Origin of the sequence: Thermohalobaculum xanthum, from assembly GCF_016623495.1 — a bacterium.
In the GTDB taxonomy this organism is placed as follows: Bacteria; Pseudomonadota; Alphaproteobacteria; order Rhodobacterales; family Rhodobacteraceae; genus Thermohalobaculum; species Thermohalobaculum xanthum.
The window spans coordinates 470,482-493,044 of record NZ_JAEHHL010000001.1 but is presented as its reverse complement, the minus strand read 5'-3'; the positions used below and the strand labels follow the sequence as shown (position 1 = coordinate 493,044).

Here is a 22,563-nt window from a genome sequence, read left to right as displayed (position 1 = left end):
GTCGAGCCAGCAGAACGAGCGTCAGGGCCGAGCCCCAAGCTCTCCGGCGATCGGACGGGTGAAGAAGGCCTCGGCCTCCGCGTCGCTCCAGTGCCGCGTTGCGGCGAGCGCGAGGGTAACATGCAGCTTGGCCTGCGCGGCGGGCATCGTCATGTCGCCCGTCGGAAGCACGCCGATCTCTCCAAGCCACGAACCGGCGCCATAAATATCCGGCGCGACCGCGCCCGCGGGCACCTGCGTGCCGATCGCGATCATGATCCCGCGTGCCCGTGCAGCGCGCAGCTGTGGAGCGACTTGCCGAGGCGCCGGAATGTTGCCTGTCCCGTATCCAAGCAGCAAGATCGCGCCGAGGCGCTCGCCAAGCGCCGAAACCACTCCCGCAAGGCCGGCGGCCAGCGCCGAGGGTGGATTTGGGGTCGGGCCGACGGCGATGACCGCACGATGGCCGAGTTCCGGTGCGAGCTCGTCAAGCTGGTCGATCAGCGCCGATGGGTCCGCGGCGGGAAGTGTCGCAGCCCGGACCGGCCCGTTCGGACAGTCGAACGCGTGATCCTCGAGCGTCGACACCTTGAGCACGCGGGGTCCCGGGTAGGTGCCGCCGGCGAAGACCAGGTGCACGCCTGGCTCCATGCCGCGCATGCGGGAAAGCGCATCCATGACATTGGTGAAAGCGTCGGTCCCCTCCCGGATGTTGCCGGCGTCGTCGAACAAGGGACGCTGGGCTCCTGTCAGGACGACGGGAATGTCCAGGCGCGCGATCGGTGCGCCGGATGTATCCAGAAGCGTCGTCATGTAGCCAAGTGCTGCGGCGCTTGCAGCCATTGTATCCGTGCCATGCAGCAGCACGACAGCGTCGGCGCCGACCTTGGCGGCGCTCAGGACCGTTCGGGTAAGCCGGGCCCAGTCCGTGGGTTCCGCCTGGCTTGAATCAAGCGGCGGGTCGAAGTCGATCCAGAACGGCGCAACACCCTCGGGCAGCTCAGGTGCGATCTTCCGCGCCCACCAGTCACGGAACTGGGCAGCCGGCATCGGATCGAGCGGCTGGCCGACCGACCCGATCGTTCCTCCGGTATAGGCGAGCGCGATACGCATCCCGACGCTCCGCAGGCTCAGGCTTCAGCCAGAGCCGCCAGGACACGCGCCCAGCTCCGCCTGCCCTTGTCAAAGGATCGAAGGTCATACTTCTCGTTCGGCGAGTGGATCCGGTCGTCGTCCAGCGCGAAGCCGATCAGCAACGCGTCGAGGCCAAGCTTGCGCTTGAACTCGCCGACGACCGGGATCGAGCCGCCCCCGCCGACAAAGACCGCGTCTGTCTCCCACTCGTCGCTGAGCGCCTGGCGCGCCCGGGCGAAGGGCGGGGCCTCGACGGGCATCGTCACCGCGGGCGAGCCACCATGTTCGATGAACTCCGCGCGGCAATCCGGTGGGATGCGCGCGTTGATGAAGGCGCGGAACGCCTTCGACACCGCCTTGGGATCCTGCTCGCCGACTAGGCGGAACGAGACCTTGGCACTCGCCTGGGCCGGGATCACGGTCTTGAAGCCAACGCCCGTGTAGCCACCCGTGATGCCGTTGATCTCGGCCGTCGGTCGCGACCAGACCAGCTCGAGGCAGCTGCGGTCGGTTTCACCAGCGGGATGCTTGAGGCCGACCTCTCCAAGGAACTCTTCTGCTGTGAAATCAAGCGATTGCCACTGTTCTTTCACCTGATCAGAGGGTTCGGACACGCCGTCATAAAAGCCCTCAAGCGTGACGCGCCCTTCGCCGTCGTGCAGTTGGCCGAGTGCGCGCGCCAGGATGGCGATCGGGTTCGCAGCGGCGCCGCCGTAGTAGCCCGAGTGGAGGTCGCGGCTGGCGGCGTGGATGATGACCTCTTCGCTCGCCATGCCGCGCAGGCTGGTGGTGATCGCAGGGGTGTCTGGGCTCCACATGCTGGTGTCGCAAACCAGGGCGATGCCGGCCTTGCTCAGGCGCTCCTTGTGCGCGTCGAGAAAGCCCGGAAGATGCGCGCCACCCGATTCCTCCTCGCCTTCGAGCAGGATCGTCACCTTGCAGGGCAGGCGTCCTGCGGCCCGCTTCCATGCCCGGCAAGCCTCGATGAAGGTCATCACCTGGCCCTTGTCGTCCGATGCCCCACGACCACAGATCTGCCGCGTACCATCCTCACGCGCGGTCACGGCGGGGTCGAACGGATCGCGATCCCAAAGCGAGAGCGGATCGACGGGCTGCACGTCGTAATGACCGTAGAAGAGGACATGAGGGCCCGCGGAATCATGATCTTCCGCGAGAATGATTGGATGTCCCGCAGTCTGATGCGCCTGCGCCTTGAACCCGATCGTCTCTAGGTCCTTGACGAGCCAGTCGGCCGTGCGCGCGCAGTCCGCCGCGAAGGCGGGATCGGTCGAGATCGAGGGGATGCGCAGCAGTTCGAACAACCTCTCGATTGCGGCGTCCGTGTCATTGTCGAGATGGTCGAGCACCGAGGCGAGTGCGGACATATGAATGGCTCCAGCTGAAACTGGAGCCAACCTAGCAAGGCCCGGCAATGGTGTCATGCATCCGTCGATGGCTCAGCGCTCGGGCGAACCAGATCGGACCAGCGCAGTTGTGCCGGCTCAAGAATTCGAGCAACTGCGCCCGGCCATGGCCTCACGATCGGCCCTGATCCAGCCGCCACCCAGAACGCGGCTGCCCTCGGGGGCATAGAACACGCAGGCCTGACCCGGAGCGACACCTTCCTCGGGCGTCAGCAGTTCCACGATGGCCCCCGTTTGGGTCGGATGCAGCCGGGCCGGCACGGGCTCGCGGGTCGAGCGCACGCGGGCCAGGATCTCGTACCCCTCGTCGGGTGCCTCGTCGAATGCGGTGTCGCCCAGCCAGTTGACCTCGGCCAGCGTGATCCGTCGTGTTGCGAGAGCCTCGCGCGGGCCGACGATCACTCGCCGGGTCTCTGGGTCGAGCCGCACGACGAAGAGCGGTGCGCCACCGCCGATCCCGAGGCCGCGACGCTGGCCGATCGTGTAGTGAATGATGCCTTCGTGCTCGCCAAGGACGCGCCCGTCGAGATGGACGATCTGCCCCGGCTCGGCGGCGCCGGGGCGGAGCTTCTCGATCACCTGCGCGTAGTTGCCGTTGGGCACGAAGCAGATGTCCTGGCTGTCGGGCTTGTCGGCCACGGGAAGTCCATGGCGCTCGGCCATCGCGCGGGTTTCCTGCTTGGACGCGATGCCGCCGAGCGGGAAGCGCAGGTATTCGAGCTGGTCCTGCGTTGTCGCGAAAAGGAAATATGACTGGTCGCGGCGCGGATCGGCCGCGCGATGGAGCTCGGGCCCGAGCGGGCCGTCCTTGCGGCTTATGTAGTGTCCGGTCGCAAGGCAATCCGCGCCCAGATCGCGCGCGGTGGCGACGAGGTCGCGGAACTTCACGCGCTCGTTGCAACGCACGCAGGGGATGGGCGTCGCCCCGGCAAGGTAGGAGTCGGCGAATTCGTCCATCACGCTTTCGCGGAACCGGGTCTCGTAGTCGAGAACGTAGTGGGGGAAGCCCATGCCCTCGGCCACCCGGCGCGCATCGTGGATGTCCCGTCCGGCGCAGCAGGTCTTGCCCCTGCCGACGGCCGCTCCGTGATCATAGAGCTGTAGCGTGATCCCGACGACGTCGAACCCCTGCGCGGCAAGTTCTGCCGCGACGACCGAGCTGTCGACGCCGCCCGACATCGCGACAACCACGCGCGTATCGGCCGGCGCTCGATCGAAGCCAAGGGCATTTAGGCGTGTCATCGCGCTCCAGCCGCCATTTTTCCTTTAACCGCAGGGCTTCACCGCTCCTTAAGTGCGGCGGGCTAGCCTCCGGGCTACATAGGTGGATGCAAGACGGAGGACAATGACCAACACTGTTCGGGTTAGCCATGTCATCGGCCCTGATGGTGAGCGGATGACGAAAAAGGACCTGCCCGCGCCCGACAACGGACGCTGGGTGCCGAGGCGGAAAGCCCGGGTTGTAGTGGCGGTCGAGGGTGGCCTGATCACTCAGGAAGAAGCCTTTAGCCTCTATGACATTTCGGAAGAGGAGCTACGCTCTTGGCAACGGGCGTTCGGACAGCTGGGCCTGAAAGGCCTGCGGATCACACGCCTTCGCGAAACCCGGCCGGCCTCAGAATGAGGCCGCTGCGGTTCACGATCGGAAATTGATGGGAACCCGTGCCGTTTCGTCGTCATTCTATTGACGTAAGCAGTAACCAAGCGTTTACCCAATGCATCTTAACTGTAGCGCGAGGTAAGGTTAGCTTGCGGGACGGAGTGGTTGAGCATGCGGATTCTGTTGATCGAGGACGACCCATCCACGGCCCAGAGCATCGAGCTGATGCTGAGACGGGCCGATCTGAATACCTACGTCACGGATTCGGGCGAAGAGGGGATCGAACTCGCGAAGCTCTACGACTACGACCTTGTCGTTCTCGACCTCTCTCTGCCGGACATGAATGGGTATGACGTCCTGCGAAAGCTTCGCCTTGCCCGCATCGAGACCCCGATCCTTATCCTGACCGGACTGCACGGCGCCGAGAATAAGGTCAAAGGCTTCGGTGCCGGGGCCGATGACTATCTCACCAAGCCGTTCAATGCCGATGAGCTGGTGGCGCGGATCCACGCGATCGTGCGGCGCTCGAAAGGGCATGCCCAGTCGGTCATCAGCACGGGCAAGATCTCGGTCAATCTCGACGCCAAGACCGTCGAGGTGGCCGGCCGTCCGGTTCACCTGACCGGCAAGGAATACCAGATGCTCGAGCTCCTCTCCCTCCGGAAGGGATCGACGCTGACGAAGGAGATGTTCCTGAACCACCTCTACGGGGGCATGGACGAGCCGGAGGTGAAGATCATCGATGTCTTCATCTGCAAGCTCCGCAAGAAGCTCGCATCCGCCACCGGTGGTGACAACTACATCGAGACGGTCTGGGGCCGCGGATACGTTTTGCGGGATCCGGTGTCTGAGGCGAGGCTCTCCGTGGCGAGCTGAAGCCCGCGAGCGAAGGGGGGAGACGCCGAGCCTGGCACTGGCTGCGAAATTTCGCATAGCCAACAAAGAATTACGGGCGCCATTGGCGCCCGCATTCATTTTTCGGAACTTTAAAGTCGAGCTCAGCTCGCGTCGGAGGTCGCGCGCGGCGACGAGCGGTTTTTCGAGTCGCCCAGCGGGTCTTCCTGACGCTGGACGGATCCCTCGAAATGGGCGCCAGACTCGATCGCGATTGTCTTGTGAACGATGTCGCCCTCGACGCGCGCGGAAGCCGTGAGGCGGACCTTCAGCCCACGCACTCGACCCACGACCTTGCCATTGACGACAACGTCGTCAGCGACGATCTCGCCGTGGATCTCGGCGCTCTCGCCGACGGTCAGAAGGTTTGCCCGGACATCGCCTTCCACCTTGCCTTCGACCTGGATGTCGCCGGAGGTGATGACGTTGCCCTTGATGGTGAGGTCGCTCGAGAGAAGCGACGGCGACGGCTTCGGCTTTGCCGAATAGGTCGGAGAGGGCGCGGCGCTGGCGCTTGTGCTGGGCGCCGGCGCGCTTGCCGAGTTGGTCGATCCGACCGTCGGCGTCGCAGCCCGGGGCTGCTCGGACTTTTCGTTGGTTTCAGAGATCTTGCTCTTAGAGAACATCGCGTGCCGCCTCTATGAACTTCATCGGATTGACGGGTTCAGCGTCGATCCGGACTTCGTAATGCAGATGGGTCCCGGTACTCCGACCGGTATTCCCCATGTCTGCGATGAGATCGCCCCGCTCGACGCGTTGACCCAAGGTTACGCGGGCGCGGTCGAGGTGAGCATAGACGGTTTCAAACCCGAAAGCATGCCTAATCTTGACCACGATGCCGTAGCCTCGCTGGCGTCCGGCATAGGTCACAACTCCATCCGCGGTGGCATGCACCGGAGTGCCGCGCGGACCTGCAATGTCGATACCGGCATGCATCGACATGCGTCGCCGCAGCGGATCGCGCCGCGGCCCGAAGTTCGACGTGTAGCGCCCGCCCTTCACGGGCATCGCAAACGGCAGTCGCTCCGCCGCGAAGCGCATGAGGTTCACCTGTTCGAGATCGTGCATCAGGCTCGCGACGCGCCGATCGGCCTCGCCGTCGGGCGCGTTGGCCTCATCGAGCGGCAGGAACGGTCCACCCGATCCCGAGTAATCGCGCGACAGTTCACCAAGGATCCGGTCGAGGTCCACGTTCGCGCGCCGGAACATCTTCTCGAGCCCCGACAGCCCGAACTGCGTCGCGCCTTCGAGCTGGGCAAGCAGGCGCTCCTGGCGGTCCTCGTAGCTCGAGACCTCGCTCTCGAGTTCGGCAACGCGATCGTTGAGCGTCTCGCGGCGCGCGATCGCGAAATCGCGCTCGACGATCACGCGATCGATCGCCCCGCTCACGGATCCGAGCGACGCGGCAAGGCCGTTGCGCGACGCCTGGGCGTCAGCGACGCCGAGCCGGAGCGCGATCAATTCGCCACCCAGTCGCTCGAGTCTTTCCTCGGCCTCGCGCCGGGCGCGGTTGAGCGTATCGACCTCGAAGCGCAGGGCCGCAGCCTCGGTTTCGACCTCGTTGAGTTCGTGGGTGACGCGCACCAGACGCTGCTGTTTCTCGGAGAGGCGGGCGGTGGCGGCGTCGCGCCGCTCATTGGCGCGGTTGAGTTCTGCCTCGAGCGCCAGCTGCCGGTCTTCCATCGCGCCGATGCGGGCCTCGTAGGCCTCCTTCATCGCGCTGAGCCGGGACTCGGCGCCCTTCACGTCAAGCGCGCGAGAGACAAATGAATGCGTCGCGAAGCCCGTCCACCCGACCGTGGCGAGCAGCGCCGTGGCGATTGCGAGCTGTGAGACTGGCCCAAGCGCAAAGTACCGGGTTCGCTGACCCGTTCGCAGATAAACCCGGCGCTCCGGCAGCAGTCGGGACAGCAACCGTGAGGCTTGCCCCTCATCACCAGATGACATTCAGTGCTGCTCCCTCACTGATCCCATTCCGAAATATTTTTGTCATGCGTCTTTTGCGCAACGCTATATCGGATGACAGCGACTCAGGCAAACGATTTTCCGTCGCTCTCGCCTTCGAGCCGCAGGAGAAAACACGCTGGTTACGATCCGGAAAACAACTCGAGCGGAGGCCCCACACCCTCCGCGAAACGCTGGCTCGCGCAACTGCAGCGCGGGCCTTCAGCGTGGTGTCGAGGCAACCCCAACCCCGATCACCTGGGTAAGTTATAGTCCGGCCCCGCTCGACCCGGCAAGCCATGGATTGATGGAGAGCCTCACTTGGCCCAATAGCTGGTGTATCCGAACAGGGCCGCGCTGCCGCCAGTGTGCAGGAAGACGATGCGCTCGCCGGATTTGAAGTGCCCCTTGCGAACCAGATCGATCAGGCCGGCCGCACCCTTGCCGGAATAGACGGGGTCGAGCAGGATCCCCTCGCATCTCGCGAATAGGTCGATTGCGGCCAGTGTGTCCTCGCGCGGAATGCCGTAGCCCGCCCCGACGTAATCGGTGTTTGCAACGACGTCCTCGCGGGCCACGACACCGGGAACGCCCAGCTTCTCGGCCGTCTTTTCTGCGAGGGCGAAGACGTTGGCTTCCTGCTTCTCGCGCGGCGCCCGCACGCCGATGCCGAGCAGCGGCAACCCCGCATTGATCGCCTTGAGCCCGACGATGAGCCCTGCCTGCGTGCCGGCGCTGCCGGTCGCCGTGACGAAGTGGTCGAACACCAGCCCCATGTCCTGTGACTGGCCCATCAGCTCGTAGGCGCAGTTGACGTAGCCCAGCGCACCTGTCGCGTTCGACCCCCCACCCGGGATCACGTAGGGCGTTCGGCCCTCGCTCCGGAACCGCTCGGCGACGGGCTCCATCTCGGCGTTCATGTCCCGGCCGTCGCCGGGTCGCTCCTCGGTCGTCGCGCCATGCAGGTGGTCGAGAAACACGTTCCCGCTGCCACGGTAATTCGCGTCATTCGATCCGGTGCGGTTCTCGAGGAGAATGTGGCACCCCATGCCCAGGCGCGCTGCAGCAGCCGCGGTCTGGCGGGCGTGGTTCGACTGTGTCGCCCCTTGAGTGATGACGATGTCGGCGCCTTGCGCCTGCGCTTCCGCCATGAGGAACTCGAGCTTGCGGGTCTTGTTGCCGCCGGTCGAGAGCCCCGTGCAATCGTCGCGCTTGATCCAGATCTCCGGGCCGCCGAGATATTCCGAGAGCCGGGGCAGAGGTTCGAGCGGCGTCGGCAGATGGGCAAGACGAATGCGCGGAAAACGGGCGAGGTTCATGTCGTCACTCCGGAGCTTGGCGAATGCCAGACCCAAACATGAACCGCGCCCGCAGGCAAACGCGATGTGCTGGCGCAGGGCCCCATCAAAGAGCGCGCACCGCCGAGAGAACCTCGTCGACGTGTCCGGGAACTTTCACCCCGCGCCACGCCTGCACGATGTGTCCATCTTTGCCGATGAGGAAAGTGGATCGCTCGATGCCCATGTACTTCCTGCCGTACATGGATTTCTCGACCCAGACGCCGTAGCGCTCGCAAACGTCGCTCGACTCGTCCGATGCCAGCAGGACCTTGAGATCATGCTTTACTGCGAACTTGTCGTGCTTCTTCGCAGGGTCCTTCGACACGCCGATCACCACCGCGCCAGCGGCATCGAAATCGCCGATGGCTCCGGAGAACTCGACCGCTTCGCGCGTGCATCCGGGTGTATCGTCCTTGGGGTAGAAATACAGCACGACCGCCTTGCCCGCATGGTCGTCGAGCGCGACCGTCTGGCCGCCAGTGCCGGGGAGCGAGAACGTCGGAGCCTTTTCTCCGACCGCGGGGGAGGGTGTGTCCGTCATGTAGGCCGATCCTCGTCCGTTCTGGTGAAGCCGCGTGTGGCCGTTCCTGAGAGTTGGCGGGGCCGCAGGCAGTTGCAACGCCGCCGCGCAGCGAGCAAATTAATCCAGGGGTGTGATCTGACAAGCCGTCAGTGGCGGCCGGGCAGGGCGGGGCGCATCGGGCCATGACCCACGCCCGCGGAACGGAGCGGATGAACGTCCTCGCGACATCGCAGGAAGCGCAAACAGCCTCGCGGCCTCCGCAGCGACCGGGGAAGGTCATGCGGGCTTGCGCCGGGACGGCGGATTTGTGCTGGTCATTCTGCCGGAACGGGTTTCGCGCTTTTCTTGCGCTTGCGACATTGCTCGTGATGGCCGTTGGCCTCGTGACCCTGTCGCTGCGTTCGGGTCCGATCGAGGTCCAGACATTCGCGAAGTTCGTCGAGCATGGCGTTAACGACGGTCAGCATGAACTCCGCCTCAGCGTCGGGTCCGCGTTCCTTGCTCTCAGCCGACGCGCAGGCGAGCCGGCACTGCGCTTTCGCGACGTCGAGCTGCGGTCGATCGAGGGCGACTTGCTGCTCGCCGTCCCCCGGATCGGCGCCCGCTTCAACCTGTCGGACCTCCTGGTGGGTGAACTGAGGGTCACCAACCTGTACCTGCGCGGCCCCGAGGCCGAGATCGTTCGCAGGCGCGATGGCCGATGGCAGCTTGGCCTCGGGATCGGAATGACGATCACCGAGGCCTCCGGCGACGACGCCATCGGCGATGATCTCCAGGTTGCTGAGGGGGACAGGCAAGACCTGGCGCGGGGCTTCGCCGTGGCCACCGCGATTCTCGACGGCCTCGCGGGCGGCGATCCGGCCTTGCCCGAGCTTGCGCGCCTCGAGTCGGTCACCATCCGGGATGCCGCGCTCACATACCGGAATGCCGAGACCGGCGCGGTCTGGTCGACCGAGGGCGCGACGCTTCGAGCCCGCCGATCCGGTGACGGCCTGGCCGCAGCGCTCGGGATTGGGTTGGAAGAGGATGAAACGTCTCCCCTTCGGACGATCCGCGTGGCCATCCGCCGACAGCGCGGGGTTGCGGGAACCGACATCGATCTGTCGCTTCACGGTGTGCGCCCCGCGACCCTCGCCGTCGGTGTGCCTGAATTCGACTGGCTCTCGCTGATCGACGCCCCGATCGACGCCACGCTGACCGGCCGCCTCGCGGACGATGGTGACCTTGGCGTTGTGTCCGGAACGATCTACGCGGGCGAGGGCAGGCTTGTCGGCACGGACGGGGCCGAACTTGCCTCCACCGGTTTCGACCGGCTCAAACTGGATTTCAGCTACGACCCCTCGGCCGAGCGTCTCGCCCTTGCCGAGCTGTCGGTCGCGGCCGAGGCGGGATCGGCCAGCCTGTCGGGCTTCGTGGACGTGGAGCGCACGGAAGCCGGTCAGCTACATGGCCTGGTCGGGCAGCTTGGCATCGGTGCGCTCGGCATCGACATGGCCGAGGTCTTCGCCGAGCCGATCGGCTTTGACGGCGGCGAGGTCGTGGCGCGTGTCGGGTTCTCGCCGGTCACGGTCGATATCGCGTCGGCGCGCCTGGACCGCGGCGCCTTAACGATGGGCGCATCAGGCCGCCTGCAACAGGAAGGCGGCGCTTGGCTCAGCGACATCCGCGCCGAGGCGCACAACCTGACGATCGCGGGCCTCAAGTCACACTGGCCTTTGCCATTCGCGCGCAACGCCCGGACCTGGGTCGTCGAGCACCTGCAGTCGGGCGTGGTCGACACGCTGGTCGCACATGCACGCATCGGACACGGCCAGCCGCAGATCGCGCTCGATTTCAGCTACCGCGACCTTGTCTCACGCTATCTCGGAGACATGCCGGCGATCCGCAACGCCCACGGGCGCGGCTATCTCAGATTGCACGATTTTGTCCTCGAGATGGATGGCGGCCGGGTGGCTGTCGGCTCCGGTGAGGACATCGCGCTGGACGGGTCCTGGCTCAGGATCAGCGAGCTCTGGGCAGAAACCACGCCAGCGGACATTCACCTGCGGGGCGCCGGGCCGCTGGGCGGGATCCTTGCCCTGATCGACGAGAAACCCCTGGGTCTCGTCTCGAAGCTTGGGCTCGATTCCGGGTCGATCAGCGGCGATGCGCAAGTCGAGACGCGGCTAAGCTTTCCACTGATCAACGATCTCCTCCTCGAACAGATCGACGCTGATGCGAAAGCCGATGTCGTGGGCCTCGTGATGGAATTGCCTTTCGGCAGGGACGACCCGATTGCCATTACGGGCGAGGCGGTGGCGCTTACGGCCTCGACCACGGAGATGACGGTGGCGGGTGACGTGCTGGCGGACGGCATCCCGCTGAACATCGACTGGCGTGAGATCTACGGAGCGACGCCCGATCGCCGGGAAGTGATCGCACGCGGCCAGGTGACGCCAGGCCTGATGACACGCCTCGACGCGTCGCTTCCCGGGTTCGAGTCGGGGACCGCGGATCTCGTGGTCCGCATGTCGCAGGAGGGGGCGTCGCCGCCCGAGATCGTCGCGAATGCCGATCTCGCGGCGTCCCGCCTGGCGCTCCCGGTTCTCGGGTGGTCCAAGGCGCCTGGGATCAGGGGGACACTCGAGGCCCAGGTGCGGCTGCTCGACGGTGGGGCGGCCGAGATCACGCGGATCAAGCTCGACACCGCGGGTCTCGCGGCTCAGGGATCGCTCGGCATCTCGCCGTCCGGAAGGGTCGATCGAGCCACGATGAGCCGGGTCGTCCTCGACGAACGGGCCGATCTGAGCGTCGAGTTCTCGCGGCCCGGCGATCGGGGCCTCGCGGCAACCCTGCGCGGCCGCAAGCTCGATCTCGCCTTGATTGACCAGGCTCTGGGCGACGGCGACATCACCGCGGGATCTGCGTCGGAGACCGACGCGCAGGGCGAGGGGGCGACGGCGCTTCCCGAGATCGCCGTCGAGTTCGACCTCGCCGAGGTCGTCGTCACGCCCGAGCTCAGCGTGACTTCCGCGCGGGGTCGGGCGGATTCGAGCGACGGCGGCGGTGTTACGGTCTCGCTTGACGGCAAGGTGAACGATCTGGCCCCTGTCGACGCCGAGCTGAGCCTGCCGCCTGACGGCGAGGGTTCTCTGCGCATGGACGTTTCGGATGCCGGAGCGTTCCTGCGGGCAACCGGCTTGTCCGAGACCGCGCGCGACGGCCAGCTGAGCCTCTCGGCCAAGGTGCTCGACAGTGCGTTCACGCAGTTTTCGGGCGAAGTTCGGATGAGCAATGTGACGCTGCGCGAAGCATCGACATTCGAGGGCATCCTGAACCGCGGTGGCATTTCGCAGACCGTGGCCGGCGGGCTCGCGTTTTCCAAGGTCCAGATCCCGTTCGAGTACCAGGCCGGGACCATCACCTTGGGCACGTCGATCGCGACGGGGCCCGCGCTCGCGGTCAAGCTCGACGGCACGATCGAGCAGGAGAGCCGCGCGCTCGATCTGTCGGGTGTGATTTCGCCTGCCTACGCGCTCACCGGCGCGCTGGACAATGTCCCGCTGCTTGGGGCGCTGCTGTCTGGCGGCAAGGGGGAGGGGATCCTTGCGATGACCTTCACGGTCGGAGGCACCATCGACGACCCCAGCTACAGCGTGAATCCGCTGTCACTCCTGACGCCGGGCATCCTTCGCCGGATCTTCACCTCGAAGGCGCGCGAGCCGGACGAGCGCTTCCTCGAAGGGCTGCGAAGCCCCGACTGACCGGTCCCTGCTCACGCCCGCAGGCCGAGGCCCCTGAGGACTTCCTCGGGCGTGGCGCCGGCCGCACGCAGGGCGCTCAGGCTGAGGTCGCGATCACGCTTGGCCAGCCTGCGCCCGGATTCATCCCGTATGAGCCGGTGATGGTGGTATTCGACCTCGGGCAGACCCAGCAGCGCTTGCAGCAGCCGCTGCACCGGGGTCGCGACAAAGAGATCGCGGCCGCGCGTGACGCGCGTCACCTCCTGGAACGCATCATCCACGACGACCGCGAGATGATAGGCGGGCGCGCCGTCGCGCCGGCGCAAGACGATGTCGCCGGTGCCCTCGATCAGGGCTCTCGCATCGAGCGCGATCCGGCCCGACTCGCCATCGGGGCCTGCACCGGTTTCCGTGAACCCGATCCGGGCGACCACGTCGGCGCCGCCCAGCCATTCAACCGCGCGTGCCATGTTCAGGCGGATCGCGGCCGGGCTATCGCTCACGGGCTGTGCCCGACAGGTTCCCGGGTAGACGAGGCCGTCCGGTCCGTGAGGTGCGGACGCGCCCTCTTGCGGCGCCGAGGCGGCTTCCAGGATGTCCCGCCGCGAGCATGTGCACCGGTAGGTCAGGCCCTGGGCCCCGAGGTGCTCGAGCGCAGCCAGATGCGCGGGGATCCGCGTCGACTGGAACAGAACTTCGCCGTCCCAGTCGATCCCCAACCAGCGAAGATCGCGCAAGATGTCATCGACGAACCGGGCGCGAACGCGGCCCTCGTCGAGATCCTCCATTCGCAGCAGATAGCGTCCGCCACCAGCCCGGGCATGGGACCAGCCCACACATGCGGAGAACGCGTGCCCCAGGTGCAATTCGCCCGTCGGGCTCGGTGCGAAGCGGTCGGTCAGCATGCCGCCGCCATGCCCGCGACCGAAGGCGCGACGCTCGAGAGGGCTGGGTCTAGCGCATGCTTGGCGGGGCGCGGCGTCCGCCGCGTGCGGCAGCGTGACTTATTGCGGCGCAGCATGGCTTCAGGTAATGTCTCGCAAATGCAGCAATCCGACAGGCGAGCAGGATCGATATGATGTTCACTAAGCAGGTCGAAAGCTTCGAGGCGTGGACGAAACCTACCAAGGCGGCGTTTGACTTCTGGGTCAGCTTCTGGCCTGTCGCACCCGCCTTTGGCGTGGAATGGCGCTTTGCTGACGCGATGCCGCGCTTCACGCCCCGGATCCTCGAAACGGGGATGGAGCGGGACGAAGACGGCAAGAAGGCCGGCACGCGCGCCAAGCCCGCGGCCAAGCCGACCCGCAAGGCTGCCACCAGCAGCAAGGCAAAGGCGCCGGTGCCCCATGCCGAGCCCGCGGTCGCGGTCATCGAGGCGGTCGAGGAAGCCATGGCCCCGGTCGAGGCCGTGGTCGAGGCAGCCATCGAGAACGTCGAGGACATCGTCGACGCGATGAGTGAAGCGGTCGCCGCACCCGCCGCGAAGCCGGCGCCCGCGGAAAAGGCCATGGCCACCGAGACCGCCGCGGCCTCGGGCAAGCCTTCCTCGCTGATGGCCAAGGCCCCCGCGAAGATCGACGATCTCAAGCTGATCAAGGGCATTGGACCGTCGCTCGAGAAACAGCTCAACGGGCTTGGCGTCTACACCTTCAAGCAGATCGCGGGCTTCTCGGAAGCCGATCTTGCCTGGATCGACGATCACCTGACCGCGTTCAAGGGCCGTTGCTTCCGCGACGACTGGATCGGCCAGGCCGGCGCTCAGCTCGGCTGACGCCACCCGCGGGTATCCCTTGCCCTCAGGATCTTCGAGGCCCGTGCCAGCAACTGGCGCGGGCCTTTTCACGTCAGCTTGCCGCGGCAATGATCGGCAGGAAGTCCGAGGCCTTGAGGCTCGCGCCTCCAACAAGGCCGCCATCGACGTTGGAAACGGCGAAGATCTCGGCGGCGTTCCCGGGTTTGACCGAACCGCCATAGAGCAGGCGGATCCCGTCGGCCGCCTCGGTGCCGAAGCGGTTCGCCAGGTCAGCACGCATGAAATCATGTACTTCGGCGATTTCGGCGAGAGTGGGCGTCCTGCCGGTGCCGATCGCCCAGACCGGCTCGTAGGCGATCACGGTGTTCGCGGCTGTTGCGCCCGCGGGCACCGAGCCGCGCAACTGACGCCCCACGATGCCGAGGGTATCGCCTGCATCGCGCTGGCTTTCGGTCTCTCCGACACAGATGATGGCGACGAGACCGGCGCGCCAGGCCGCTTCTGCTTTCGCGCGCACCGTCGCATCGTCCTCGGCATGATCTGCCCGGCGCTCGGAATGGCCGACGATGACATGCGAGCCGCCGGCGTCGCCGATCATCTCGGCCGATATGTCGCCGGTATGGGCGCCGGAGGCGGCGGGATGGCAGTCCTGGGCGCCGATCTTCACCCCTGTTTCAGCGGCGCGCGCGGCGAAGGACGCGAGCAGCGTTGCCGGCGGGCAGATGACCACCTCGGCCGAACCGGTCGCGCCCGCGATCATCGCGTCGAGCTCGGCCGTCGAGGCGCCCAGCCCGTTCATCTTCCAGTTCCCGGCGGCAATCTTCACGCGCGGCATCGCGGCCTCTCTCGCTTCTTCAGGGCTTGGCGAAAGTCATAGGCGAGCCGCACGGGCTGGGCAACGTCTCCGGCGCAGCCAGGGGGCTCAGGCGTCCTTGAACTTGATGGATTCGCCGCAGCCGCAGGATTCCGAGACGTTCGGATTGTTGAAGACGAAACCCGACTCGAGCAGCGAGGTGCGATAGTCGATCTCGGTTCCTATCAGGAACATCTGCGCCATCGGGGCAATGAGCACGCGCGCGCCCTCGCGCTCGACGATCGCGTCGTGCTGACCGATCTCGGTCGCGTGCTCCATGGTGTATTCCATGCCGGCGCATCCACCCTTCTTCACGCCGATCTTGAGCCCCTTCACCGCGCCGTCCGACGTCTCGATCAGCTTGCGGATCTGGCGCACGGCGGCAGGGGTGAGCGTCACCGGGTCTTTGCCGGGGATGCCGAACATTGGGGTCTCCTGTTCATCTCACACAGAAAGTAAGGCGCATAACGTTGCGCCTCAAGGGGAAGGGATCGGCGTGAAGCCTCGGCAGATCCGGATGCAAGCGATCCTCAGATGAACCCAAGCTCGAGACGCGCCTCCTCGGAGAGCTTGTCCATGCCCCATGGCGGCTCCCACACGAGCTGGACATTCACGGTCTTGACGCCAGGAAGCGGCTCGACCGCCTCCGCCACCCAGCCCGGCATCTCGCCGGCCACGGGGCAGCCGGGCGCCGTCAGCGTCATGTCGATCTCGACGTTGCTCTCGTCGTCGATCGAGATCCGATAGATCAGGCCGAGATCGAAGATGTTCACCGGGATCTCGGGGTCGTAGACCGTGCGGCAAGCCTCGACGATGTCGCCGTAGAGAGGGTGGTCGGTCGAGGAGGGCGCAACCAGCGGCTCGCCCTCGTTCTGGGTCATCGCGTCCATTGTGCTCACCTTTGGGACGAGAGATTCGCGATCAGGGCTTCGGTCTTGCGGCGGATCTCGTCGGCCAGCTTATGCGCCTTGTCCTGGTCCCCGAGTGGGTACTTCAGCATGACGTCGACCGTGCTCTCCTGCGTATGCTGCGTGGCTTTCCTGATCGCGCCCTCGATCGCCGCGACGATCTCGTCGCGCTTCTCGGCCGAAAGCTGATCGCCCAACGACTTCTCGATCAACTCGATCGCTTCGTCACGGAAACTCTTGAGGTTGGCCATCGCGCGACTCCGTGTGCATTTCCGAGTGTTCATATAAGGAATTGGCCGTCTGCGTCCAGACCACAGGCGCGTCACGACGGCCGCGTGCGCGCCCTGCGATCGGTTTGACGCGCCGCCGATCGACCGCGCCGCCGGGGGCGTCCTCGTGGCGTAGCGTCTCCATGACCGGCGCGCCGTATGGCACCAAGCGAGCAGCGCCACCGGATTGCGCGCGTCGGGCACACACTTTAGGACGACCGCAGGCAGCAGGGGACCCGGACAGGCATGACCTCACCCTTTCGTTTCCAGATCGAGGCGCGCGATGGGCGCGCGCGGCGGGGGCGCATCTTCACGCCGCGGGGCGAGATCCGTACGCCGGCCTTCATGCCGGTGGGCACGGCCGCGACCGTCAAGGCGATGATGCCCGAAAGCGTCGCGGCCACGGGGGCCGACATCATCCTCGGCAACACCTACCACCTGATGCTGCGGCCTGGCGCCGAGCGGATCGATCGGCTCGGCGGCCTGCATCGCTTCATGAACTGGGGCAAGCCGATCCTTACCGACTCGGGCGGCTTCCAGGTCATGTCGCTTGCCGAGCTTCGCAAGCTGACGGAAGAGGGCGTCCGCTTTTCGAGCCATGTCGACGGCTCGCGTCACCTGCTGACCCCCGAGAGCTCGATGGAGATCCAGCGGCAGCTCGGGTCGGACATCGTGATGGCCTTCGACGAGTGCACGCCATACCCGGCTGACGAGCGGACCGCGCGGCAGTCGATGGAACTGTCGATGCGATGGGCCCTGCGCTCGCGCGAGGCCTTCGGGGACCGGCCGGGCCATGCGCTGTTCGGCATCCAGCAAGGCAGCGTCTATCCCGAACTGAGGGCCGAGAGCGCCGAGAAGCTGACGGCGATTGGCTTCGAGGGCTACGCGATCGGCGGTCTTGCCGTGGGCGAGGGGCAGGACCAGATGTTCGGCGTCCTCGACTACGCACCGGGCATGCTGCCCGAAGATCGGCCGCGCTACCTGATGGGGGTCGGCAAGCCGGACGACATCGTCGGCGCGGTCGAGCGCGGCGTCGACATGTTCGACTGCGTGTTGCCGACCCGGTCGGGCCGGACGGGGCAGGCCTTCACCCGGCGCGGCCCGGTCAACATCAAGAACGCGCGCCATGCCGAGGACCCGCGACCGCTAGACCCCGACTGCAGCTGTCCCTGCTGCGCCGCCTATAGCCGGGCCTACCTCCACCACGTCTTCAAGGCGGGCGAGATCATCGCCTCGATGCTGATGACCTGGCACAACCTCCATTACTATCAGGAGCTCATGGCGGGCCTGCGCCGGGCTATCGGGGAGGGGCGCCTGACCGCGTACGCTGCGGCCTTCCACGCTCAGCGCGCCGAAGAGGATATCGAGCCGATCTGAGGGGCTCGAGGGAGCCGGTCTTGACGCCTTTCACGCGTGAAAACGATGTTAAATAATTGAAATAAATAAGAGAGGCGCGCGTCCTGGCCGGACGCTCCGGCCGCGAGGTTAAAGAGTCTCGGGCAATGACGGGCGCCGGAAGACCCGGCGCCCGACTGCTCGAAGGCAGTCAGAAGCTGATGGTGCCGCCAAGCGAGAAGATGTGGGCGCCGGCGTCGTATTCGAGCGAGGTCCCGGCAAGGGGCCCGTTGCGCAACGTCACCTCGGGATTGCCGAGGGCGTGCAGGTAGGAATAGGCGGCGTCGAGCGACATGGTCTCGGTGAGCCGGTAGCTCGCGCCGGCGGACATCCAGAGCCGGTCCTCGTCGGGCACGCGCACCGTGCGGTAGGCATCGTTGGTCGGCGTCTCGTCCCAGGCCACGCCGCCGCGTAGCGTGAAGCTGTCGGAGATGTCGTACTCGGCGCCGAACGAGACGAAGAACGCGTCGTCATAGTTCTGCGCGTCCGAGAAGTCGAAACCTGCCGTGGTGCTCACATCGATCCGGTCGAAGCGCGACCAGTTGATCCAGCGGCCCTCCACCATCAGGCGCAGATCGTCCGTGACGTCCTGGGTAACTCCGATCTGGACCCAGCTGGGAAGCTCGGTCTTGGCCGTGCCGGTGATGCCAGCGGATTCGGGGATGCCGCCTGCAAGCCCGCCGAAGATCGCCGTGTTGAGGCCGAGATTGTAGCCGTGGTGATAGGCCGCGCCGAGCCTCGTGCCCTCGATGGGCTCGTAGAGCGCGCCGGCCGAGAAGCTGACGGCGAACTCGCTGCCGTCGAGGTTGACCGCCGCGCTGGTGAGGCGCGCGTCGACATAGGCGAAGTTGACGGCCAAGCCCAGAGTGAAGTTGTCGAGGACGTCGTATGCGATGGTGGGAGCAACCACGACCATGCGCAGTTCGGACGTGCGCCCGTCGGCCTGGCCGGGCCAATTGGTGGGATACTCGGTCTTCAGGCCGAACGGCGAGTAGCTGGTCAGGCCGACGACGAGATCCTCGTTCACGCGCAACCCCGCGGCAAAGGTGGGGACCACGCCCATTCGGTCGGCGTCGTATTCCTGTCCCGCGAATGGCCCGTTCTGGAAGGTGCCGTCGGCGATCGGCGCGACGATCGAGATGTTTCCGCCGACCTCGATGTTCTCGACGGTCGTGAGCGAGGCGGGGTTGAACGCCGCGAATGTGACGTCGGACGCTGCCGACGCCGTGCCCGCAAGCGACGTGCCCATCGCCTTCGCCGATCGTTCGTTGAGCTGGAAGGCGCCCGCACCGGCCTCGCCCGTCGAGATGCCGATCGCCATCATTGCGGTGGCTGCGATCCTGCCACCGGCCATAGTCAGTCTGTCCACGCGAATCCTCGTCAGTCCTGGTGTCGTCCTCGCCTTTCGGCGCTCGCGGTTGCATTTCTCGCGCCGCGTTACGCCGGGGCCGCTCAATGGTGGGTTACGCGCGCGTAAGCAAGACGTGACGTTGCGGAAAGGGGACCGAATTCGGGAGAACGTGCCGCTGACGACCGAAACGATCCCGTGACGGTGCAGTAATGAAACAGTGACGGCGAGCGAGTCGCGGCGTGGGCCTGCGGCCAAGCGGCACCGGCTTGCCGGGGCACTGGACGTATCCCGGCGCCCGCGCCATTATCGCGCCGCATCGAAGGGAACGAGTCGCATGAGCATACTCAGCCAGATCTTCACCTGGTGGAACGGCCAGACCCTGGGCACGCGGGTCTATACCGCGCGCAACGGGCAGCTGGTGGGCGAGGACGAGGCGGGCAACCGCTTCTACCAGAGCCGCGACGGCAAGCGCCGCTGGGTGATCTACAATGGCGAGGCCGAGGCGAGCCGCGTCTCGCCCGACTGGCATGGCTGGCTGCACCACACATTCGACGACGCCCCGTCGAGCACGCCGCTGCCCAGGAAGGCCTGGGAGAAGCCGCATGTGCCGAACATGACCGGCTCGGCCGAGGCCTATCGCCCGCCCGGAAGCGTCCTGACGGCAGCAAGCCGCCCGCGCGCGACCGGCGACTACGAAGCCTGGCAACCCGAGTAACCGGCATGGCAAGCAACACGGCCGAGACGCTGATCGGCGCGATCGTCCTGGCCGTGGCCGGGGGGTTCCTGGTCTATGCCGCGAACACCGCGGACCTGGGCCTGAACAAGGGCGACGGGTACCGCGTCGTCGCGAACTTCCGCAAGGCCGAGGGAATCGCGGTTGGGGGTGATGTTCGGATCGCCGGCGTCAAGGTCGGATCGATCACGAATATGGAGCTCAATACAAAGACTTATTTCGCAAAACTCACGCTGAACCTGCGTGAGGGGATCGAGGTCCCCGAGGACTCGGTCGCCAAGATCACCTCGGCGAGCCTGCTGGGCGATTCCTATATCGCGATCGACCCGGGCGGGGCGGAGTTCATGCTCGCCGATGGCGACGAGCTGGTGAACACGCAAAGCTCGGTCTCGGTCGGCGACCTGATCGGTCGCTTCATCCACGGGCAGTCCAGCGAGTGAACTCCGGCGGGTCCGACACCGCGCGCGAGCCGGGGCGGGAGGACGCCTGGTCAGCCGGGGACTATGCCCGCAACGCCCGCTTCGTCTCGGACCTGGGCGCGCCGGTGGTGCAACTCCTCGACCCGCGACCGGGCGAGGAAATCCTGGACCTGGGCTGCGGCGATGGCGTTCTGAGCCAGCGGCTGGCCGAGGCCGGTGCGCGGGTCGTGGGGGTCGATGCCTCGCCCGACATGGTCGCGGCGGCGCAGGCGCGCGGCGTGGATGCGCGGCTGGCGGATGCACATGCGCTGCCGTTCGACGCGGCCTTCGACGCGGTCTTCTCGAATGCGGCGATGCACTGGATGACCCGGCCCGACGCCGTGATCGCGGGGGTCGCGCGGGCGCTGAGGCCCGGCGGGCGCTTCGTGGCCGAGTTCGGCGGCGCCGGGAACGTCGCGGCGATCCGGACGGCGATCATCGCGGTGCTCTCGCGCGATTACGGGATCGACACCACCCTGGACCAGATCTGGTACTTTCCGACGGATGCCGAGCATCGCGCCCGGCTCGAGGCAGGCGGCTTCGCGGTCGAGGAGATCGCGCTGATCCCGCGGCCGACCCCGGTCACCGCCGGGATCGAGGCGTGGCTTGCGACGCTTGCGGCGCCGGCGCTGCGGCTGCTGCCCGAGGCGGAACGCACCGAGGCGGCCGCCCGCATCGGAGCGCTGCTGGCGCCGGCCCTGCGCGACCAGGCCGGGAACTGGCGTGCCGATTATGTGCGATTGCGCTTCCGCGCCCGGCTGCGCTAGGACAAGGCCGATGCGCAGCACCCTTTTCATCGCCGCGATTCTGACGGCCGGTCTTGCCGGTCCGGCGTGGCATGCCGCGGCGCAGGATCAGGGTTCGACGATCGAGACCGCGCCGCTCGAGCCGCTGCGGCCGCGGCTGCCCGGCGGGACCATTGTTGGCCCCGAGACCCGCCCGAGCCTGCCCGAGGGCGTGACGGTGGCGACGCCGCCGCAAACCGCGGCGCCCGGGGTTCAGGAACCAGGCGTCACGCCAGGGCAGGGCGCATTGGGTGAGGCCCCCTCAGGCGAGGGCGCGGCGGTTGAGGTGGTTACGCCGGGGCAAGGCGCAGCGACCGAGGGAGCCGGGCCCGATGGTGCCGCCGCGGAGGCTGTTGCCCCGTCGGACGGCACGGCGCCGCAGGGCGCGCCCGGCACGGTGGGCGAAGGCGGTGTCGCCGTCGGTGCCGCGACGACGATCGTCCCGCCCGAGTCCGAGGAAGCGCCGGCTACCGACCTCTTCAAGCGCGCGCCGCCGGGGACGGGGACCACGCTGGGTCCGCAGTCGCCGCAGCTGATCGACCCGGTCTCGCGGATCGACGCGCCGGGCGCCACGCTGCGCCAACTCGACAAGCTGACGGGCGAGATCAGCACCTTCGACCTGACGGCCGGCGCCGAGACCGAGGTCGATCGACTGCGCGTCGCGCTGGTCGAATGCCGCCTGCCGTCCGACGGCACCACCTCCAACCACATCGCGTTCCTGCGGGTGTGGGACACGAAGCACCCGGACGAGCCTCCGGTTTTCTCGGGATGGATGTTCGCGGACAGCCCCGCGCTCTCGGCGATGGATCACCCGCGTTACGACGTCTGGCTGATCCACTGCACGACCGTGCCGGGGTCGGCGTCGGCCGAGAAGCCGTAGAAGTCGGCCCGCTGACTGACCGCCTCGTCGAGCAGCCGCAGATACACGGCACGCGAGATGCTGATCGCGCCGAGGCTTTCGAGATGCGGCGTCAGGAACTGCGTGTCGAGCAGCGTGTAGCCGCCGGCCCTCAGGCGCGCCACGAGATGGGCAAGCGCGAGCTTCGAGCCATCGGTGCGGCGGGAGAACATGCTCTCGCCGAAGAAGGCGCCGCCCCGGCTGACCCCGTAGAGGCCGCCCGCAAGCTCGCCATCCATCCAGATCTCGACGGAATGGGCGTGTCTCATCTCGAAGAGCGCGGCATAGAGATTTCGGATCGGCCGGTTGATCCATGTCTCGGGCCGGTCGGCGCAGGCGGCGAGCACGGCCGGAAAGGCGTGATCCACGGTGACCACGTAACCGCCGCGCCGGATCCGGCGGCGCAGGCTGCGCGAGAGGTGAAAGCCGTCGAGCGGGATGATCCCGCGCTGGCGGGGCTCGACCCAGAAAAGCTCGTCGGCATCGGCCGAATCGGCCATGGGAAACACGCCGGCCTCGTAGGCACGCAGCAGGAGTGCCGGGGTAATCTCGGGCGATTGCGGGTCGTGGTCCTTCATCAGCGGAACCCTAACGCAGGAA

The 22,563-nt window shown here is 66.7% G+C and carries 23 protein-coding genes; 9 read left to right on the top strand and 14 right to left on the bottom strand.

Annotation, left to right across the window (positions count from 1 at the left end; all coding sequences use genetic code 11):
* Positions 1 to 21: 21 nt before the first annotated feature.
* From H0I76_RS02290 to mnmA, 3 genes are all read right to left on the bottom strand, one after another.
* Positions 22 to 1,092 carry an asparaginase domain-containing protein gene (locus H0I76_RS02290; RefSeq protein WP_200606456.1) on the bottom strand — a complete coding sequence of 357 codons (1,071 nt, stop codon included), beginning with the start codon at positions 1,090 to 1,092 and terminating at the stop codon, positions 22 to 24.
* 17 nt (positions 1,093 to 1,109) lie between these two features.
* Positions 1,110 to 2,498: a M20/M25/M40 family metallo-hydrolase gene (locus H0I76_RS02285; RefSeq protein WP_200606453.1), complete on the bottom strand. Its 1,389-nt coding sequence runs from the start codon at positions 2,496 to 2,498 to the stop codon at positions 1,110 to 1,112.
* A gap of 117 nt (positions 2,499 to 2,615) precedes the next feature.
* The gene (mnmA, locus tag H0I76_RS02280; protein WP_200606452.1) at positions 2,616 to 3,779 is read right to left on the bottom strand and encodes a tRNA 2-thiouridine(34) synthase MnmA; all 1,164 of its coding nucleotides are present in this window, start codon (positions 3,777 to 3,779) and stop codon (positions 2,616 to 2,618) included.
* Positions 3,780 to 3,882: 103 nt separating this feature from the next.
* Between mnmA and sciP the strand changes: the two genes are divergently transcribed.
* Both sciP and ctrA read left to right on the top strand, forming a co-directional pair.
* Complete coding sequence (sciP, locus tag H0I76_RS02275; protein ID WP_200606450.1) at positions 3,883 to 4,161, top strand: CtrA inhibitor SciP; 279 nt, start codon at positions 3,883 to 3,885, stop codon at positions 4,159 to 4,161.
* Positions 4,162 to 4,308: 147 nt separating this feature from the next.
* Complete coding sequence (gene ctrA, locus H0I76_RS02270; RefSeq protein ID WP_200606448.1) at positions 4,309 to 5,013, top strand: response regulator transcription factor CtrA; 705 nt, start codon at positions 4,309 to 4,311, stop codon at positions 5,011 to 5,013.
* Between the two features lie 122 nt (positions 5,014 to 5,135).
* On the opposite strand, the gene H0I76_RS02265 is transcribed toward ctrA, so the two are convergent.
* From H0I76_RS02265 to H0I76_RS02250, 4 genes are all read right to left on the bottom strand, one after another.
* Positions 5,136 to 5,657, bottom strand: a complete 522-nt coding sequence (locus tag H0I76_RS02265; RefSeq protein WP_200606446.1) for a polymer-forming cytoskeletal protein — start codon at positions 5,655 to 5,657, stop codon at positions 5,136 to 5,138.
* A complete protein-coding gene (locus tag H0I76_RS02260) occupies positions 5,647 to 6,978 on the bottom strand; it encodes a DUF5930 domain-containing protein (RefSeq protein WP_234455054.1) in 1,332 nt (443 codons plus the stop codon). Before H0I76_RS02260 ends, H0I76_RS02265 begins: the two co-directional genes overlap by 11 nt.
* 314 nt (positions 6,979 to 7,292) lie before the next feature.
* Positions 7,293 to 8,294 carry a D-cysteate sulfo-lyase gene (gene cuyA, locus H0I76_RS02255; protein WP_200606437.1) on the bottom strand — a complete coding sequence of 334 codons (1,002 nt, stop codon included), beginning with the start codon at positions 8,292 to 8,294 and terminating at the stop codon, positions 7,293 to 7,295.
* Between the two features lie 85 nt (positions 8,295 to 8,379).
* Positions 8,380 to 8,856, bottom strand: coding sequence for a peroxiredoxin (locus tag H0I76_RS02250; RefSeq protein WP_200606435.1), 477 nt, complete (start codon positions 8,854 to 8,856; stop codon positions 8,380 to 8,382).
* A 350-nt stretch (positions 8,857 to 9,206) separates the two neighbouring features.
* Here H0I76_RS02250 and H0I76_RS02245 point away from each other — a divergent pair, with 350 nt between their 5' ends.
* The gene (locus H0I76_RS02245; RefSeq protein WP_200606434.1) at positions 9,207 to 12,581 is read left to right on the top strand and encodes an AsmA-like C-terminal domain-containing protein; all 3,375 of its coding nucleotides are present in this window, start codon (positions 9,207 to 9,209) and stop codon (positions 12,579 to 12,581) included.
* 11 nt (positions 12,582 to 12,592) lie between these two features.
* Here the strand turns inward: H0I76_RS02245 and gluQRS are convergent, their stop codons facing one another.
* Positions 12,593 to 13,465, bottom strand: a complete 873-nt coding sequence (gene gluQRS, locus H0I76_RS02240) for a tRNA glutamyl-Q(34) synthetase GluQRS (protein ID WP_200606432.1) — start codon at positions 13,463 to 13,465, stop codon at positions 12,593 to 12,595.
* A 173-nt stretch (positions 13,466 to 13,638) separates the two neighbouring features.
* Between gluQRS and H0I76_RS02235 the strand changes: the two genes are divergently transcribed.
* The gene (locus tag H0I76_RS02235) at positions 13,639 to 14,331 is read left to right on the top strand and encodes a hypothetical protein (RefSeq protein ID WP_200606418.1); all 693 of its coding nucleotides are present in this window, start codon (positions 13,639 to 13,641) and stop codon (positions 14,329 to 14,331) included.
* Positions 14,332 to 14,404: 73 nt separating this feature from the next.
* Here H0I76_RS02235 and tpiA read toward each other — a convergent pair whose 3' ends face one another.
* From tpiA to H0I76_RS02215, 4 genes are all read right to left on the bottom strand, one after another.
* Positions 14,405 to 15,148 carry a triose-phosphate isomerase gene (gene tpiA / locus H0I76_RS02230; RefSeq protein ID WP_200606416.1) on the bottom strand — a complete coding sequence of 248 codons (744 nt, stop codon included), beginning with the start codon at positions 15,146 to 15,148 and terminating at the stop codon, positions 14,405 to 14,407.
* A gap of 87 nt (positions 15,149 to 15,235) precedes the next feature.
* The gene (locus H0I76_RS02225) at positions 15,236 to 15,592 is read right to left on the bottom strand and encodes a HesB/IscA family protein (RefSeq protein ID WP_200606414.1); all 357 of its coding nucleotides are present in this window, start codon (positions 15,590 to 15,592) and stop codon (positions 15,236 to 15,238) included.
* 104 nt (positions 15,593 to 15,696) lie between these two features.
* Positions 15,697 to 16,056, bottom strand: coding sequence for an SUF system Fe-S cluster assembly protein (locus H0I76_RS02220; RefSeq protein WP_407704243.1), 360 nt, complete (start codon positions 16,054 to 16,056; stop codon positions 15,697 to 15,699).
* Positions 16,057 to 16,061: 5 nt separating this feature from the next.
* On the bottom strand, positions 16,062 to 16,325 hold the full coding sequence (locus H0I76_RS02215) for a hypothetical protein (protein ID WP_200606412.1): 264 nt from the start codon (positions 16,323 to 16,325) through the stop codon (positions 16,062 to 16,064).
* A gap of 264 nt (positions 16,326 to 16,589) precedes the next feature.
* Between H0I76_RS02215 and tgt the strand changes: the two genes are divergently transcribed.
* Positions 16,590 to 17,720: a tRNA guanosine(34) transglycosylase Tgt gene (tgt, locus tag H0I76_RS02210; RefSeq protein WP_200606411.1), complete on the top strand. Its 1,131-nt coding sequence runs from the start codon at positions 16,590 to 16,592 to the stop codon at positions 17,718 to 17,720.
* A gap of 169 nt (positions 17,721 to 17,889) precedes the next feature.
* Here the strand turns inward: tgt and H0I76_RS02205 are convergent, their stop codons facing one another.
* The gene (locus H0I76_RS02205; RefSeq protein ID WP_200606404.1) at positions 17,890 to 19,107 is read right to left on the bottom strand and encodes an OmpP1/FadL family transporter; all 1,218 of its coding nucleotides are present in this window, start codon (positions 19,105 to 19,107) and stop codon (positions 17,890 to 17,892) included.
* 316 nt (positions 19,108 to 19,423) lie between these two features.
* Between H0I76_RS02205 and H0I76_RS02200 the strand changes: the two genes are divergently transcribed.
* The 4 genes from H0I76_RS02200 to H0I76_RS02185 are packed head-to-tail and all read left to right on the top strand — an operon-like array spanning position 19,424 to position 21,945.
* Positions 19,424 to 19,804: an NADH:ubiquinone oxidoreductase subunit NDUFA12 gene (locus tag H0I76_RS02200; RefSeq protein ID WP_200606394.1), complete on the top strand. Its 381-nt coding sequence runs from the start codon at positions 19,424 to 19,426 to the stop codon at positions 19,802 to 19,804.
* Positions 19,805 to 19,809: 5 nt separating this feature from the next.
* Positions 19,810 to 20,262 (top strand): outer membrane lipid asymmetry maintenance protein MlaD, encoded by a 453-nt coding sequence (gene mlaD, locus H0I76_RS02195; protein ID WP_200606392.1) that lies wholly within the window; start codon positions 19,810 to 19,812, stop codon positions 20,260 to 20,262.
* Entirely contained in the window at positions 20,259 to 21,047 is a 789-nt protein-coding gene (locus H0I76_RS02190; protein ID WP_325166262.1) for a methyltransferase domain-containing protein, read from the top strand. Before mlaD ends, H0I76_RS02190 begins: the two co-directional genes overlap by 4 nt.
* 10 nt (positions 21,048 to 21,057) lie before the next feature.
* Positions 21,058 to 21,945: a DUF2155 domain-containing protein gene (locus tag H0I76_RS02185; RefSeq protein WP_200606390.1), complete on the top strand. Its 888-nt coding sequence runs from the start codon at positions 21,058 to 21,060 to the stop codon at positions 21,943 to 21,945.
* Here the strand turns inward: H0I76_RS02185 and aat are convergent.
* The gene (aat, locus tag H0I76_RS02180; protein ID WP_200606388.1) at positions 21,882 to 22,541 is read right to left on the bottom strand and encodes a leucyl/phenylalanyl-tRNA--protein transferase; all 660 of its coding nucleotides are present in this window, start codon (positions 22,539 to 22,541) and stop codon (positions 21,882 to 21,884) included. The two genes, H0I76_RS02185 and aat, sit on opposite strands and share 64 nt — an antisense overlap.
* Positions 22,542 to 22,563: the final 22 nt, after the last annotated feature.